The organism is Streptomyces coeruleorubidus (assembly GCF_028885415.1).
In the GTDB taxonomy this organism is placed as follows: domain Bacteria; phylum Actinomycetota; class Actinomycetes; order Streptomycetales; family Streptomycetaceae; genus Streptomyces; species Streptomyces coeruleorubidus_A.
Genome location: NZ_CP118527.1, coordinates 237,090 through 252,162, shown reverse-complemented (window position 1 = coordinate 252,162; position 15,073 = coordinate 237,090). Strand labels below are relative to the sequence as shown.

Below are 15,073 nucleotides of genomic sequence, written 5' to 3'. Positions count from 1 at the left end.
CTCGGGCTGAGGACGTAGGCCGGCGGCCTAAGTCCCCGGGGCGCCGAGGTACTGCGCCTGCCCCTCTCCGAGCGACTAGTCGGCCGGTCCGTTCTCCGTCAGGACCACGAACACGTTCCTCGGCTCGGTGCCCGCGTAGGCCTGCGCGAGCTCGGCGATCCTCCGGTACAGCGCCTGCTTCCGCGCGGGCGGGCGACCGGAGCGCAGTGTGATCGCCACGTAGGCGATGCCGTCGTCGCGGTGCACGCCGAGGTAGTCGTCGTACCGGAGGGTCCTGCTCGCGCCGTCGTGGTCGACGAGAACCTGGAACCGGTCGTCGGGCGGGATGCCGATCGTTTCGACGAGCGCGTCGTGGACGGCGCGGCCGAGTGCGGCGAGTCGCTCGGGGCCGGCCCGGAGCGTGTCTATCCGGACGAAGGGCATGGGCGTCTCCTGGGAGCCGTAGGGCGTCGAGTGCGAGCGTACATACTAGTAGGTACAGGGATCGCCGAAACGTGTTTGCATCCCGCGAGTGTTACGTATAACCTCTCGCGTCAACCCCACGCTCCGAAAGGCCCTGATGCGACGTATCGCCCTGGTCACCCTCGTCGTCGACGACTACGACGAGGCGATCCGCTTCTACACCGAGGCTCTCGCGTTCCGGCTCGTCGAGGACGCTCCCCGGCCCGACGGGTCGCGCTGGGTCGTCGTCGAACCGGGGAGTCCGGGAACGGGCAGCGGCCTGCTGCTCGCCCGTGCGAGGGGGGAGGCGCAGGCCGGGCGGGTCGGGGACCAGACCGCGGGCGGGTCGGGTTCTTCCTGCACACCGACGACTTCGCCCGGGACCACGCCCGCATGACCGCCGCGGGTGTCACGTTCCTGGAGGCGCCGCGGCACGAGCCGTACGGAACCGTCGCCGTCTTCCAGGACCTGTACGGCAACCGCTGGGACCTGCTCCAGCCCGCCACCGACTAGAGATCCGACTCCCACCGAGTACGCACTGCCGAGGAACACGCACATGACCGCGCCCCGCATCGACACCCTCCGCCGGCTGCCCAAGGCCGTGCTGCACGACCACCTCGACGGCGGCCTGCGCCCCGCCACCGTGGTGGAGCTCGCGGAAGCGGTCGGCCACACCCTGCCCACCACCGACCCCACCGAACTCGCCGCCTGGTACTACGAGGCCGCCAACTCCGGCGACCTGGTGCGCTACATAGCCACCTTCGAGCACACCCTCGCCGTCATGCAGACCCGCGAGGGCCTGCTGCGCACCGCCGAGGAGTACGTGCTCGACCTCGCCGCGGACGGTGTCGTCTACGGCGAGGTGCGCTACGCCCCGGAGCTGATGATCAAGGGCGGGCTGGCCCTGCCCGAGGTCGTCGAGACCGTGCAGGAGGGGCTCGCGGCCGGTATGGCCAAGGCGGCGGCCGCGGGGACGCCCGTGCGGGTCGGGACGCTGCTGTGCGGGATGCGGATGTTCGACCGCAGCCGGGAGATCGCCGACCTGGTCGTGGCGTTCCGGGACGCCGGGTCGTCGGCTTCGACATCGCCGGCGCCGAGGACGGCTTCCCGCCCGCCGACCACCTCGCGGCCTTCGAGCACCTGCGCCGCGAGAACGTGCCGTTCACCATCCACGCCGGGGAGGCCCACGGCCTGCCCAGCATCCACCAGGCCCTTCAGGTGTGCGGCGCCCAGCGCATCGGGCACGGCGTGCGCATCACCGACGACATCCCCGACCTCGCCGTCGGCAAGCTCGGCCGTCTCGCGGGCTGGGTGCGCGACCGGCGTGTCGCCCTGGAGATGTGCCCGACCTCCAACCTCCAGACCGGCGCCGCGACCTCCATCGCCGAGCACCCGATCACCGCGCTGAAGGACCTCGGCTTCCGCGTCACCCTGAACACCGACAACCGGCTGGTGTCCGGCACCACGATGACCCGCGAGATGTCCCTGCTGGTCGAGCAGGCGGGCTGGACCGTCGAGGACCTGCGCACGGTCACGGTGAACGCCCTGAAGAGCGCGTTCCTCCCGTTCGACGAGCGGAACGCGCTCATCCGGAACGTGGTCCTGCCCGGCTACGAGGCCGCGCTCTGAAGCAGCCCCCGGAGGTAGGCGGCCTGTCCGATGTGCTGGAGATCGTCGGACAGGACGCTGACCAGCCGGACGCCCAGGGTGACCGGCGGGTCCCAGCGCTCGTCGACGACGCGTTCCAGATCCTTGGCCGCCAGGCCTCGCAGGGCGTCGAGGGTCTGCGCGTGGACCGCGTCGTAGTAGCCGGTCAGCAGGTCGCCGGAGTCGACCCGGACCTTTGCGACCTTGGCGGGGCTGTGGCCGTAGCCCGTGTCGCGGCGGGGCAGACCGAGGCCGAAGCGTTTCTCCCAGTCCTGGGACAGCCACACCTGGTCCAGGTCGAAGGCGTCGGCGACGTGGTCGTCCTGGACGCGGGTGAGGTGCCAGACCAACCAGGCGATGGAGTTCGTGTCGGGGGAGGGCGGGCGCTCAGTTCGTCGGGCCCGAGGCCCTCGACGGTGGCGTGGACTTCTTCCCGGATGCGGTTGTAGCCGTCGATGAGGATGTCCTTCGCATGCATGGCTCCACCATCGCGCATCACCGCGCCTTGTGCGCCCCGGTTCACGCGCCGGTGGTCTCCGCTCGCGCGCCCGTGGTCCCCAGCGCCGCGTTCGTGGTCCCTGGTGGCGCGCCAGTGCTCCCCAGTGACGGGCCCGTGGTCCCCGTGGCCTCCAGCAGCGCCATCAGCGCCCGGGCCGCCGGGCTGGTGGCCTGCCGGGGCGGCAGCAGGGCCACCGTCTCGTAGACCGCCTCGCCGGTGCCCTTCACCGGCAGCGCGGTCAGGGAGGCGCGCTTGTGCGCGAAGTGCCGCGGCACTACGGCGATACCGAGGTTCTCGTCGACCAGGTCGAGCAGGGTGTGCACGTCGTTCACCTCCAGGGCCACGGTCCGCCGTACGCCCGCGGCGGCGAACACCGTGTCGGTGGTGCGGCGCGGACCCCAGTCCGGGTGGAAGTCGACGAACACCTCCCCGCCCAGCTCCTCCGGCGTGACGGCCGCGCCGGCGGCGGCCAGCCGGTGGCTGGCGTGGCACAGCAGCGTCATAGGCTCGCTGGTCAGCGGCACCGACCGCAGCTGATCGCTGTCCGCCTGCGTCCGTACGGCGAACGCCAGGTCGAGCCGCCCGGCCGCGACCTCCTCCGCGAGCGCGCCCGACCCGGCCTGCCGCAGACAGATCTCCACGTCCGGATGCTGGTGCCGGAAGGTGGCGAGCAACCCCGCGACGTGCACCCCGGCGATGCACTGCTCACTGCCGAGCGCGAGCATTCCGCGCAGTACGCCCTGCACCGCCGCCACCGCCTCGTGGGCGGCCCGCACCTGCGCCAGGATCCGCTCCGCCTCACCGAGCAGCGCCCGCCCGGCCGGGGTGAGGGTCACCCGGCGGGTCGTGCGCACGAACAGCGGCGTCTGGAGCTCCCGCTCCAGCGCCCGGATCGAGGCCGACAGACCCGACTGGGACACCAGGAGCCGTTCGGCCGCCCGGGTGAAGTGCTGGTCCTCGGCGACCGCGACGAAGTGCTGCAGGTGGCGCAGTTCCATGACTGAGAAGCCTAGCCGCTGAATTCCATCGGATTCTTCTGTTGGACGCATGGGCGCAGGTCACGACAGAGTGGACACCGGTTTCCTCCCGACCGAGCCAACCCCTCTGGAGTCGCGTTGTACACCGCACACCCCGACCGCTACGCGGACATGCCCTACCGGCGCACCGGACGCAGCGGCCTGAAGCTCCCCGCGCTCTCGCTCGGCCTGTGGCACAACTTCGGCCCGGACCGGCCGGTCGAGACGCAGCGCGCCATCCTGCGCCGCGCCTTCGACCTCGGCGTCACCCACTTCGACCTCGCCAACAACTACGGCCCGCCGCCCGGCGCCGCCGAGTCCGCGCTGGGCGAGTTCCTGAAGTCGGACTTCGCCGCCTACCGCGACGAGCTGGTCATCTCCACCAAGGCCGGCTATCTGATGTGGCCGGGCCCGTACGGCGAGTGGGGCTCGCGCAAGTACGTGCTGTCCTCGCTGGACCAGAGCCTGAAGCGGATGGGCCTGGACTACGTCGACATCTTCTACTCGCACCGCCCCGACCCGGAGACTCCGCTGGAGGAGACGATGGGTGCCCTGCACTCGGCGGTGCAGCAGGGCAAGGCGCTGTACGTCGGCATCTCCAACTACTCCGCGGAGCAGACCCGCGAGGCCGCCCGCATCCTGGGCGAGCTGGGCACCCCGCTCCTCATCCACCAGCCGCGCTACTCGATGCTGGACCGCCGCCCGAGGACGAGGCCTGCTGGACGCCCTCGACGAGCTCCAGGTCGGCTCCATCGTCTTCTCCCCGCTGGAGCAGGGCCTGCTCTCGGCCCGCTACCTCGACGGCATCCCGGAGGGCTCCCGGGCCGCGAGCGACAGCCCGTTCCTGAACTCCGACGCGGTCACCGAGGAGCTGGTGGGCCGGTTGCGCGACCTGAACGACATCGCCAAGACGCGCGGCCAGACCCTCGCCCAGATGGCGCTGGCCTGGGTGCTGCGCGGCGGCCGGGTCACCTCCGCGCTGGTCGGCGCGAGCAGCCCGCAGCAGCTGGAGGACAGCGTCGGAGCCATCGGCAACCTGGACTTCGACGCGGACGAGCTGGCCCGTATCGACGCGATCGTCAAGCAGTAGGCGCCCCGGCCTTCCCGGGGGCGGCGGACGCCCCCGGGGCAGGTTCTAGGAACCGATCCGCTCCTCCAGGCGCACCGTCACCGTGTCGCCCTCCTCCTTGCCGATGGCCTTGCGGACGTCGCCCTTCACGGGCAGCTTGTGCGTGCCGTCGCCCAATGCCATGAACGAGCTGCGGAACGGGTGCCCGTCGATCGTCCCGCGGACCTTGACCAGGCCGCGGGTGCCGAAGAACTCGACGGACCGGGGCCAGACCAGATACGTCCAGCCGCCCTCGGCGGGGCTCTTGCGCAGGACCGCGGTGAACTCCGCGTCCAGTTTTCCGGTCGTGGCCATGGTGTCCTCCGGTGTCCGGTCGTCTCTCACACACCAGACCGCGGGACACCGGGAAACTCATCGCCGGTCTCACGCCCCGGCGGGCACGCGGTCCAGAAAGCCGAGCATGGTCCTGATCCGGCCCTGCTCGTCCGGCGTGATCACATCCGACCCGGCCACGGGCGCCGAGCCGTCGCTCTCGCTCACCAGCTCCCACGAGAAGCGTGCGATGTGGTGGTGCCCGTCGACGGCGCCGGTGAGCCGGAACCTCCGAAAGGTCGTCTGCGCTGGTCAGGGCCCGGATCGCCACTCGCGGCGAACCGGCACGGACCACCTTGCCCGGACCCGGCGGGACCGTTGATCACCTCCGGAGTCATGCCCCCTGACGACCGCCCGCAGCGTTTCGGCCAACTCGGGGGCGAATATGCCAGGAGACTGGCCGGAAAGTCATGGTGACAGTGTTTCAGTAGTGAACATACTGACCAGCGAGAGCGCATTCACATCGAGCGACGGCGCCTTCACGCACAGCACGCGAGCCGCGGAACAGGCAAGGCCGGGCCGGCAGGCGGGCCGGGCAACGGGGGAGGGTCACGTGCACGACGAGTTTCTGTGCCATGTCACCGCGTACGGAGTCTGCGACGGCCGCCGCATCGGCGTCCCCCTGGGCACCTACCGGGCGCCCACCCTCGCCCTCGCCCTGTGGTGGCTGCGCGACCGCGCCTCCTGGATCGCCCAGCGCCTCGACCCCCAGCCCGACGCCGAGCACTTACCGCCGGGCGCGCTCGTGCCGGTCGCCGAGACCGTGCCCGACGTGCCCACCCTGCTGCGCGCCTGGTGCGCCGATCCCGGGCAGCAGGAGCGGGTCGCCGAGGAGTTGGCGGCCGGACGGCTGGTGCGCATCGCCACCAGCGACGACACCACCGAGTACGAACTGCTCGCCGAGTCGGTGGACGCCCTGCGGATGCAGCGGACGGCTCCCGTCCTGGGCGTACCCGTGGCCTGAGCGGCTCGCCGAGTCATACATCAGGCAAATCGGTAGAATCTTGGTCATGGCGCAGCCGTCGGTAGCACCAGAACTCGTCCTGGAGACCGAGACGGGCTCCACAGTGATGATTCCGGGCCGCGACTACCACGTCGGGCGCGACCCGTTGAGCGACATCGTCATCGACGACGACCGGGTCTCATGGCACCACGCGGTGCTGCGGCCCGACGACGGGCACTGGACCATCGAGGACGAGAACAGCACCAACGGCACCTACGCCGACGGTCACCGTGTCCACGAGTGCGGCGTCGGCCCCGGCAGCGTCATCCGCTTCGGCAATCCCGCCGACGGCCCCCGCGTGGTCCTCCTGGGCCGCCGCGCACCGACCCCGGAACGCCCCTCCGCCGTCTCCATGCCGGCCATGACGGGCACCTACCGGCAGCCCACGACCGTCCGGCCGCTGCCCGCCCGCACCATCCGCATCGGCCGCGCCACCGACAACGACCTGGTCATCGACGACCTGGTGGTCTCCCGCCGGCACGCCGAACTGCGTGCCCTGCCCGACGGGACGTACGAGATCACCGACCTCGGCAGCCACAACGGCACGTACCTCAACGGCAGCCGCGTCACCAGCGCCCCGGTCGGCCAGGGCGACATCGTCGGCATCGGCCACTCGGCGTTCTGCCTCGTCGGCGACGAACTCCAGGAGTACGTCGACACCGGTGAAATCTCCCTCGACGTGCAGGACCTCGCGGTGACCGTCGACCGGGGCCGCAAGACGCTGCTCGACCACGTGTCGTTCCCGGTGGGGGAGAAGTGCCTGCTCGCCGTCGTCGGCCCGAGCGGCGCCGGCAAGTCCACGCTCCTCAACGCCCTCACCGGCCAGCGGCCAGCCGACCACGGCACCGTCCTCTACGACGGCCGCGACCTCTACCGCGACTACGCCGAGCTGCGCCAGCGCATCGGCCTCGTCCCGCAGGACGACATCCTGCACGCCCAGCTGACCGTCCGCAAAGCCCTCTCCTACGCCGCCGAGCTGCGCTTCCCGCAGGACACCGCCAAGGCCGAGCGGCGCGCCCGGGTCGACGAGGTGATCCGTGAACTGGGCCTGGAACAGCGCGCCGACCAGCACGTGCACAGTCTGTCCGGCGGCCAGCGCAAGCGCGTCAGCGTGGCCCTGGAGCTGCTGACGAAGCCGTCGCTGCTGTTCCTCGACGAGCCGACCTCCGGACTCGACCCCGGCATGGACCGCTCCGTGATGCACATGCTGCGCGGCCTCGCCGACGACGGCCGGACCGTCATCGTGGTCACCCACAGCGTGCTCAGCCTGGACGTGTGCGACCGGCTCCTGGTGCTCGCGCCCGGCGGGAAGACCGCCTACTACGGGCCGCCCGAGGACGCCCTGGCGTACTTCGGTTTCGAGCAGTGGCCGGAGGCGTTCGAGGCCTTCGACCGGGACGCGGACCGGGACTGGGCCGGGGCCTACAGCGCCTCGCCCTTCCACGGCCGGTACATAGCCGACGCCACCGCCCAGCCCCAGCAGCCCCGGTCCGGCCCGTCGTCATCGCCCCACCGCCCCGGCCGCGCAGCCGGGCCGCCCAGCTCGGCACGCTGGTGCGCCGGTACGCGGCAGCGCTCAGCGCCGACCGCACCTTCCTGATCATCATGATCGCCCTGCCGTTCGTGATGGGCGTGATGGCGCGGGCCCTGGCGGGCGGCAAGCTGACGCTCGACACGGCGATGAACGCCCTGCTCATCCTGTGCGTCGGCGCGGTGCTCACCGGAGCCGCCAACGCCGTGCGCGAACTCGTCAAGGAGCGGGTGATCTACCAGCGCGAGCGGGCGGTGGGCCTGTCCAGATCGGCGTACCTGATGTCCAAGGTCGTCGTCCTGGGCGTCATCACCGTGCTCCAGGCGGTGGTGCTGACCCTGGTCGCCCTGCTCGGCGTGGACCTCAACGCGCCCGGTGGCGAAGGCGTGCTGATGTCGCCCCTGGTGGAGATCGCGGTCGCCGTCGCCCTGCTGGCGTTCACGGCCATGATGCTCGGGCTGTTCATCTCCGCGCTGGTGCGCAAGGAGGAGGTGACGATGCCGCTGCTCGTGCTCATCGCCATCGTCCAGGTCGTCTTCTGCGGTGCCCTGCTGAAGCTGGACGGTGTGCCCGGGCTGGAGCAACTGGGCTGGCTGGTGCCCGCGCGCTGGGCGCTGGCCGCGATGGCCGGCACCGTCGGGCTGTCCCGGATCGTGCCCGACGAGCTGACCAAGGACCCGCTCTTCGAGCACTCGGCGGGCACCTGGCTGCTCGACGTCGGGATGCTGCTCGTACTGTCGGCGCTCTTCGGCTTCCTGGTGTCCCGGCTGCTGCGCCGCCACGAACCGGCCGTCATGCGGAAGTAGGAAGCCCCTATGACGACTCCCGGATTCCGGCCCACCCACGTCGTCCCGCAGCACGGGATGCCCGCCTGGGAGGCCCCCGACCCGGCCCGGCCCACCGTGGACCTCGACCCCCTGCTGCCGGTGCAGCTCGTCGAGCGGCAGGGCGACTGGGGGCATGTGCTGTGCTTCAACGGCTGGTCGGCCTGGGTCGACGGGCGCCGCCTGGTCGCCGTACCGCAGGACCCGCCCGCCGCGGACGGGCCGCTCACCCGCAGCGCCGACCCGCGCCCGCTGCTGGCCCGTGCGCAGGAAGCCCTGGCTCGCTACCGGTCCGCGGTCGAGGACGTCGCGGGCGGTTTGGACCGGGAGTCCTTCCACGCCCGCACCCACGGGCTGCGGATCGGCGTCGTCGTCGACGGCGAGTCCGTGTGGCTCTACGACGCCGCCCACGGGCACTGGGTGTACGCCGACGGCACCCGGGCGAACACGTACGCGACGGACGACACCCCCCGGGCACACCCGGAGCCCCGCCCGGCCGAGCCCCCGGCCCCGGCGCGCACCCCCACCCGGGTCGTGCCCGCGGGGGCCGTCGAGGAGACACCTCGGGCCGAGCAGGTGCCCCGGACCGAGCAGCCGGCCCCTCCGGCCGAGGCACCGCCCACGCGGGTCGTACCGCCTGAGCCCCCGGAGGCTGTGTCTCCCGAGCCGCCGGAGCCGACGCGGGTGGTGTCGCCTGAGGCGGCGGAGCCGAGGTGGGTGGTGTCGCCGGGGGGTGCCGAGCCGAGGCGGGTCGTGTCTTCTGAGGCTCCCGAGCGAACGCGGGTGGCGTCTCCTGAAACGCCGGAGACGCGGGTGGTGTCGCCGGAGGTTGCCGAGTCGACGCGGTCGGTACCGTCTGAGGCGCCCGAGCCTTCGCGGACTGTGCCTCCGGAGGCCCCCGCTTCCACGCGGGTGGTGTCGCCGGAGGTTGCCGAGTCGACGCGGTCGGTACCGTCTGAGGCACCCGAGCCCCCTCGGACCGTGCCTCCCGAGGCTGCCCAGCCGACGCAGGTCGTGTCGTCTGAGGCGCCCGAGCCCTCTCGGACCGTGCCTCCCGAGGCTGCCGAGCCCACGCGGGTGGTGTCTCCCGCGGCTCCCCGCGCTGCCGAGCCGACGCGGGTCGTGTCCCCCGAGGCGCCTCCAACCCGGGTCGGGTCCCCGGAGGGGGACGGCGAGCCGGCTTCTGACGAGGAGGCGGTCCGGGCCGGTCGAGGCGCCGCCGACGCGGGTCGTGGGGCCCGAGCCCACCCGGATCGTGTCGCCCGAGGGTGACGGCCGTTGAAGCGCGAGACGAGTCTGTTCTCGGGGCGGCCCTCCGAGCTGGTCGGGCAGCAGATCGCCGGGTACCGGATCGAGCAGGAGATCGGGCGCGGCGGCATGGCCGTGGTCTACCGGGCCCGGGACCTGCGTCTGGAGCGCACCGTCGCGCTCAAGCTGCTAGCCCCGGAACTCGCCCGCAACGACACCTTCCGGCGCCGCTTCACCCACGAGTCCCGGGCCGCCGCCGCGATCGACCACCCGCACATCGTGCCGGTCTTCGAGGCCGGCGAGACGGACGGAGTGCTGTACATCGCGATGCGGTTCGTCGCCGGCAGCGACCTGCGTCATCTCCTGGACCGGGAGGGCCCGTTGCCGCCCGCCACAGCCGTGCGCGTCGCCGCCCAGGTCGCCTCCGCGCTCGACGCGGCACACGACCACGGACTGGTGCACCGGGACGTCAAGCCCGGCAACATCCTGGTCTCCCGCGGCACCGACAGCGACCACCCCGAGCACGTCTACCTCACCGACTTCGGCCTGACGAAGAAGTCGCTGTCGCTGACCGGCTTCACCACGGTCGGCCAGTTCGTCGGCACACTCGACTACGTCGCCCCCGAGCAGATCTCGGGCCGCCCGGTCGACGCCCGCTGCGACGTGTACGGCTTCGGCTGCGTCGTCTACGAGATCCTCACCGGCCACCCGCCCTTCCTCCGGGACGACGACATGGCCCTGCTGTGGGCGCACCAGTACGACGACCCGCCGCCGCTGACCGAGGCCCGCCCCGACCTCCCGGCCGAGGTGGACCCGGTGTTCGCCAAGGCCCTCGCCAAGCGTCCCGACGACCGGTACCCGTCCTGTCTCGACTTCGTCGCAGCCCTGCGCGCCGCGACCACCGGCGGCGGGGCCGCCGCCGGGCCCGCCCCCGCCCGGGCAGGCCGGCAGCCAGGGGAGGAGCGGCCGAAGCCGCCCCCGCGCTGGGCCGAACCGGTCTTCGTGGAGCGGACGTAAGAAGGGAGCGATCGCAGGGCAGTGGGAGGGTGTGCCGGGGTCAGCCTGCCTTCTCGGCGCGCACCTCACCCGGCCGCCGAACGTGCCGCGCCAGCAGCGCCCCGGCGAACCCGGTCACCAGCCCCCACGGGACGGCCAGGCCCACGGCCCCCACAGCCGGGGTCTGAGGAACAGCTCACCCGCGAGGCCGCCGCCCAGGTCGCCGATGCCGAGCACGGACAGGCCGAAGTGCGCGGAGATGCGCCCGACCAGGCAGATCATGAACACCGTGAGCACGAGCGCGAGGGCCATGTGCACGGCGTGCTGCCAGGCCCGTACCCGGGCCGGCGAGCGGGCCGCCATGACGAACGCGGCGGCGATCAGCAGCACCACGTCGACGACCAGCAGCCACCACACCCTGCCGTCGTGCTCGGAGAGCGTCCGCAGATTCAGCTCGGAGATGTCCGGGGTGCGCAGCACCTCGTCGAGCACATGCGGCATGGGCAGCCCGAACGGCCCCTCCACCCGGCCGTTCCAGGTGGCGCCGAGGCCGATCGTCAGCGCCAGCCAGACCAGGTTGGGCATGCCGAGCAGGATCACGGCGAACGTCTCCGCCGTGTGCCCCTTGGCCGCCGCGACGACCAGGCCGACGACCACGCCGATGACCACGTAGGCGAGCAGCAGCGCGACCATCGCGTACGCGGCCGGCCGCACCGACGTCTGGAAGCGCAGCAGCCCGGCCGGCAACGGGGCGCCCCGCGACACCAGCAGGGCCAGCACCAGCACACCGGCGAGCCACACCACGCCGACGAACACGGACAGCGGAACGTCGGTGGTGAAGCCGATTTTCGGCGAGACGCCGAACAGATCGCCGAGTTCGCCCAGCGCGTCGTTCCCGAGGGAGATGTCGAACGTGTGGCGGGCGGCGAGCGTCAGGCCGATCAGCGCGAGCAGCCACAGGGCCGCGATCCTGGCGGCCCAGCCGGCCAGCTCCACGGCACCGGCGACCGCGCGGTGCCGCAGGGGCCGCAGGAAGCCCCAGGCGATCACCAGCGCCCCGGTGAGCGTGACGGACAGCGGGATGACGGTCAGGCCCGCCTGCGTGTCGGCGAGGTCTCCGGCGCTCCCGGAGAGCTTCACGGCGCCCCCGACGGCGGTGACCACGGTCGCCGCGACGACCGGTGCGAACGAGCCGTCCGGGAGGTTCCCCGCCCCGGCCGCCCACAGCCCCAGAGCGGACACCACCGCCATGGCGAGCAGCCCGCCGACCACCGTGACGAGGGCACGCGCCCAGCCGTGCCGGGCGACGGCCCGCTCGCCGGAGGTACGTGCCTGGCCGGAGGAGGTGCGCGAACTCACGCTGCCACGCTAAGCAGCACCCGCGCCTCACGCCCGTCGGGAGGTCCGTCCGCGTCGGCTTGCGAGCCGTACGGAACCGGAGCACACAATGAACTCGTACTGGAAAAAGCGGCATATACCTGAATCAATCGCCTCAGGTGTGACAAGGCCGCAGAGAACCCACGTGGGAAGAAGAGCTCGTGAGCGTCGAACCGCCGTCGTCCGGCCGCCCCACAGGACCTCCCTCGGGCCCGCTGTCGGGTCCCTCCCAGCCGCCGTCGGGGGGCGGGCCGCCCCCGAGCCGCCGAGCGGGGGAGGGCAGGCGCCGGAGCCCCGCCGACCGTGGTGGGGGTCGGTACCCCGCGTCGCGCTGATCGCCACCGCCGTCGTGGCCGCCGTGCTCCTGGCCGTGGTGTTCACCCGGCCCGACGGCGGCGGCACCGGCGCGTCCGACGGTGGTACCAGCACGTCCGAGGGCGAGGTCTTCCTGCAGCCGGCGGCCGACACCGGCCCGGACCCGTTCACCGAGTCCACGGCGAAGGAGAGCTCGGCCTCACCGGTGTCGCCCTCGCCCACCGAGTTGGCCACGCAGAACGCCGTCCAGGGCGTACAGGGCGGCGCGCCCGGCCTGTACGGCGGCACCCGCAACGTGGCCAGCTGTGACGTGGAGAAGCAGATCACGTACTTCAAGGGTGCTCCGGAGAAGCAGCGGGCGTTCGCCTCCGTCGCCCGAGTCGACCCGCCCGACGTTCCCGCCTACCTGCGCTCGCTCACGCCCGTGGTGCTGCGCATGGACACCCGTGTCACCAACCACGGTTACCAGGACGGCAGGGCCACCAGCTACCAGGCCGTCCTCCAGGCCGGCACGGCCGTCCTCGTCGACGACCGCGGCGTGCCCCGGGTGCGCTGCGCGTGCGGCAACCCGCTGTCCGCGCCCGTCGCCCAGCAGACCGCGCCCAAGATGACCGGCGACGCGTGGCCGGGATACAAGCCGTCGAACGTCGTGGCGGTCACGCCCGCTCCGAAGCCGGTCGACGTCTTCGTCATGTGCGAGCCCGACGGCGAGTGGTTCGAGCGCCACAAGGGCGACCCCGGTACGAAGGACCGCAAGACCGAGAAGCCCGACAAGCCGTCCCCGTCGGTGAGCGTCACGACGCCGACCTCACCGTCCGACCCGACCTCCTCGGAGCCTCCCACGAGCGAACCGCCGACGTCGGATCCGCAGACGTCGCCGGAGCCGCCGACGAGTGAGCCGCCGACATCGGAGCCGCCGCAGCCTCCGCCCGGGAACGACACCGGAAACGACCCCGGGAACGGCACGACGGACCAGCCCCCGGCCTCCTGACCCGGCCCGGCTCACCCGGCACGGACCACCAGGGCGTAGTCGCCGAGGCCGAGCATGTGATCGGCCGGCAGGTCGCCGTGCGCGGTGCGGACCGCCTCGATGCGGCCGGTCTCCGGTTCGAACACGACGTCCTGGACCCTGCCGAGCTCGGTGCCCGTCTCGGTGAGGATCCTCAGGCCCGGCAGCTCGTGGTGCGGCGGCACCTCGGACGTGGCGGCGGCCGAGCGGACGAGCACGGCGTCCGGGCCGACGGTGTGCAGGGCGCCCCAGGGCAGGACGGACTCCTTGCGGAAGTACCTGCCGCGCACCCGGACATGGGTGACCACACCGGACGGGGCGTCGACGGTCAGGGACTTCACGACGCCGATCCGGTGCGCGTCGGCCAGCGTCAGCACCGGCAGCCCCCGCGCCTGCGAGAACAGCATCATGGCGGCGTCCCCTTCCGTCCCTCGCGGAAGGCGCCGACCCGGGCGGCGAAGGCCGGCAGGTCGCCGGCCACGTAGCGGATGGCGTCCGCCGGGATCACCAGCGCCCGGCCGGTGACCACGAGCGTCTCGCCGCGCGGCACGTACACCCGGTGCCGGTGGCGCCCGGAGCCCTGCACCAGCGCTTTGCCCGCGGCGATCCGGAAGCCCACGACCCGGCCGCTGGTGCCGCCCTCGACGACCACGTCGAGCACCGTCCCGACCTCGCCGCCCTCGTCGGTCAGCACCTTCGCGTGCACCACCCGGCCCTCGTGGGCCTCCCGGCGTGCCACCACGAGGGACGTGTCCGCCAGGGCACCGGCGTCGACGATCATGACCGCGTCATGGCCCAGCGAGTGCACGGCCGTCCAGGGCAGGCGCTGCTTCAGCGGACCCGACAGCAGTCCCCGGCCGCTCAGCGTGAAGCCGGTGATCCGCCCGGCGGCGATGTCGAAGACGGTGTGCTTGACGTGGGCGACGGCGTCGCCGCCCAGGGTGACCACCGGCAGGGTCGTCAGGCTCCGTGCCGCCATCAGCTCGTTCATCGCTCGACCTCCCCACCGGGTCGGCGCCGTACCGCGATGACCGTCCGGCGATCCGGACCGGCCGCGCTCGGCCGGTCCCGATTGCTACCGGGTGCCCCACGAACAGGGGACAATGCCCAGGGCACCGGACGGGCCGCAGACCTGTCAGGACTGCGAAGCCCGGCTCGGGGTACGAGCACTGTGCAGAGCGTCCGGCCGGCCCGGCTTCCCAGAGAGAAAAGAATGATCGACCACCTGGACGGGGCAGTGATACCGACTGGTTTCGACGTGCCCGTGGAACCGCTGAGGCGGGCGGCACACTACACGGGCGAGCAGGGATGCATCGCCGAGGCGCGATCCTTCGCCGCGCTCTTCCTCGAGCAGCTCAGGACCGAGTGGTGCGCGCGCATCGACGACCGGACCGACGGCGCGGTGCAGCTCGTCGTGAGCGAGCTGGTCACCAACGCCGACCGGCACAGCAACGGCCCGTACATCCTGGAACTGGTCGGCACGGACACCTCGGTGACGGTGTCGGTCTACGACAGCAGCTCCGCACTGCCCCGCATCTTCCCGCGCAACCCCGAGCGCGTCGGGCGGCACGGCCTGGAGATCGTCCACGCGCTCGCGGAGCAGGTCAGCATGGAGCGGGTGCCGGTGGGCAAACGGGTACGCGCCGTGCTGCCGCTCAGCGGCGAAACCGACGGCTGAGCCGTCCACCGACGGTTGAGCCGTCCTGAGTCCCGGACCCCCGGAGCC

9 protein-coding genes and 8 pseudogenes are annotated in these 15,073 nt (G+C 72.4%); 9 read left to right on the top strand and 8 right to left on the bottom strand.

The genetic code is table 11. The features are described 5' to 3' along the window. Window positions 1-75: 75 nt before the first annotated feature. A complete protein-coding gene (locus PV963_RS01310) occupies window positions 76-423 on the bottom strand; it encodes a tautomerase family protein (RefSeq protein ID WP_274813772.1) in 348 nt (115 codons plus the stop codon). Between the two features lie 136 nt (window positions 424-559). On the opposite strand from PV963_RS01310, the pseudogene PV963_RS01305 reads away from it, so the two are divergent. Next, a pseudogene (locus PV963_RS01305) lies at window positions 560-954 on the top strand (VOC family protein). A 43-nt stretch (window positions 955-997) separates the two neighbouring features. Next, window positions 998-2,070, top strand: a pseudogene (locus tag PV963_RS01300) (adenosine deaminase). Here the strand turns inward: PV963_RS01300 and PV963_RS01295 are convergent. Beyond that, a pseudogene (locus PV963_RS01295) lies at window positions 2,052-2,566 on the bottom strand (mycothiol transferase). The pseudogenes PV963_RS01300 and PV963_RS01295 overlap by 19 nt on opposite strands. Before the next feature lie 41 nt (window positions 2,567-2,607). Then, window positions 2,608-3,585, bottom strand: a complete 978-nt coding sequence (locus PV963_RS01290) for a LysR family transcriptional regulator (RefSeq protein WP_274813771.1) — start codon at window positions 3,583-3,585, stop codon at window positions 2,608-2,610. A 117-nt stretch (window positions 3,586-3,702) separates the two neighbouring features. On the opposite strand from PV963_RS01290, the pseudogene mgrA reads away from it, so the two are divergent. Beyond that, a pseudogene (gene mgrA / locus PV963_RS01285) lies at window positions 3,703-4,693 on the top strand (L-glyceraldehyde 3-phosphate reductase). 45 nt (window positions 4,694-4,738) lie between these two features. On the opposite strand, the gene PV963_RS01280 reads toward mgrA, so the two are convergent. Then, window positions 4,739-5,026: a DUF1905 domain-containing protein gene (locus PV963_RS01280; RefSeq protein WP_274813770.1), complete on the bottom strand. Its 288-nt coding sequence runs from the start codon at window positions 5,024-5,026 to the stop codon at window positions 4,739-4,741. Between the two features lie 69 nt (window positions 5,027-5,095). Further along, window positions 5,096-5,272, bottom strand: a pseudogene (locus PV963_RS01275) (nuclear transport factor 2 family protein); the annotation flags it as partial. A gap of 325 nt (window positions 5,273-5,597) precedes the next feature. On the opposite strand from PV963_RS01275, the gene PV963_RS01270 reads away from it, so the two are divergent. The 4 genes and pseudogenes from PV963_RS01270 to PV963_RS01255 all read left to right on the top strand — a co-directional run bounded on the left by PV963_RS01270 (window position 5,598) and on the right by PV963_RS01255 (window position 10,667). Beyond that, window positions 5,598-6,008 (top strand): hypothetical protein, encoded by a 411-nt coding sequence (locus PV963_RS01270; RefSeq protein ID WP_059415575.1) that lies wholly within the window; start codon window positions 5,598-5,600, stop codon window positions 6,006-6,008. Window positions 6,009-6,054: 46 nt separating this feature from the next. Further along, window positions 6,055-8,384: pseudogene (locus PV963_RS01265) on the top strand (FHA domain-containing protein). 9 nt (window positions 8,385-8,393) lie between these two features. Beyond that, on the top strand, window positions 8,394-9,674 hold the full coding sequence (locus PV963_RS43395; protein WP_342456342.1) for a hypothetical protein: 1,281 nt from the start codon (window positions 8,394-8,396) through the stop codon (window positions 9,672-9,674). Between the two features lie 6 nt (window positions 9,675-9,680). After that, window positions 9,681-10,667, top strand: a complete 987-nt coding sequence (locus tag PV963_RS01255) for a serine/threonine-protein kinase (RefSeq protein WP_274813769.1) — start codon at window positions 9,681-9,683, stop codon at window positions 10,665-10,667. A gap of 40 nt (window positions 10,668-10,707) precedes the next feature. On the opposite strand, the pseudogene PV963_RS01250 reads toward PV963_RS01255, so the two are convergent. Then, window positions 10,708-12,005: pseudogene (locus PV963_RS01250) on the bottom strand (streptophobe family protein). Between the two features lie 179 nt (window positions 12,006-12,184). Here PV963_RS01250 and PV963_RS01245 point away from each other — a divergent pair. Next, window positions 12,185-13,329: pseudogene (locus PV963_RS01245) on the top strand (DUF6777 domain-containing protein). 11 nt (window positions 13,330-13,340) lie between these two features. On the opposite strand, the gene PV963_RS01240 reads toward PV963_RS01245, so the two are convergent. Both PV963_RS01240 and PV963_RS01235 read right to left on the bottom strand, forming a co-directional pair. Next, on the bottom strand, window positions 13,341-13,757 hold the full coding sequence (locus PV963_RS01240; RefSeq protein ID WP_274813767.1) for a PRC-barrel domain-containing protein: 417 nt from the start codon (window positions 13,755-13,757) through the stop codon (window positions 13,341-13,343). Next, the gene (locus PV963_RS01235; RefSeq protein ID WP_274813766.1) at window positions 13,754-14,338 is read right to left on the bottom strand and encodes a PRC-barrel domain-containing protein; all 585 of its coding nucleotides are present in this window, start codon (window positions 14,336-14,338) and stop codon (window positions 13,754-13,756) included. Before PV963_RS01235 ends, PV963_RS01240 begins: the two co-directional genes overlap by 4 nt. A gap of 222 nt (window positions 14,339-14,560) precedes the next feature. On the opposite strand from PV963_RS01235, the gene PV963_RS01230 reads away from it, so the two are divergent. Further along, on the top strand, window positions 14,561-15,025 hold the full coding sequence (locus PV963_RS01230) for an ATP-binding protein (RefSeq protein WP_274813765.1): 465 nt from the start codon (window positions 14,561-14,563) through the stop codon (window positions 15,023-15,025). Window positions 15,026-15,073: the final 48 nt, after the last annotated feature.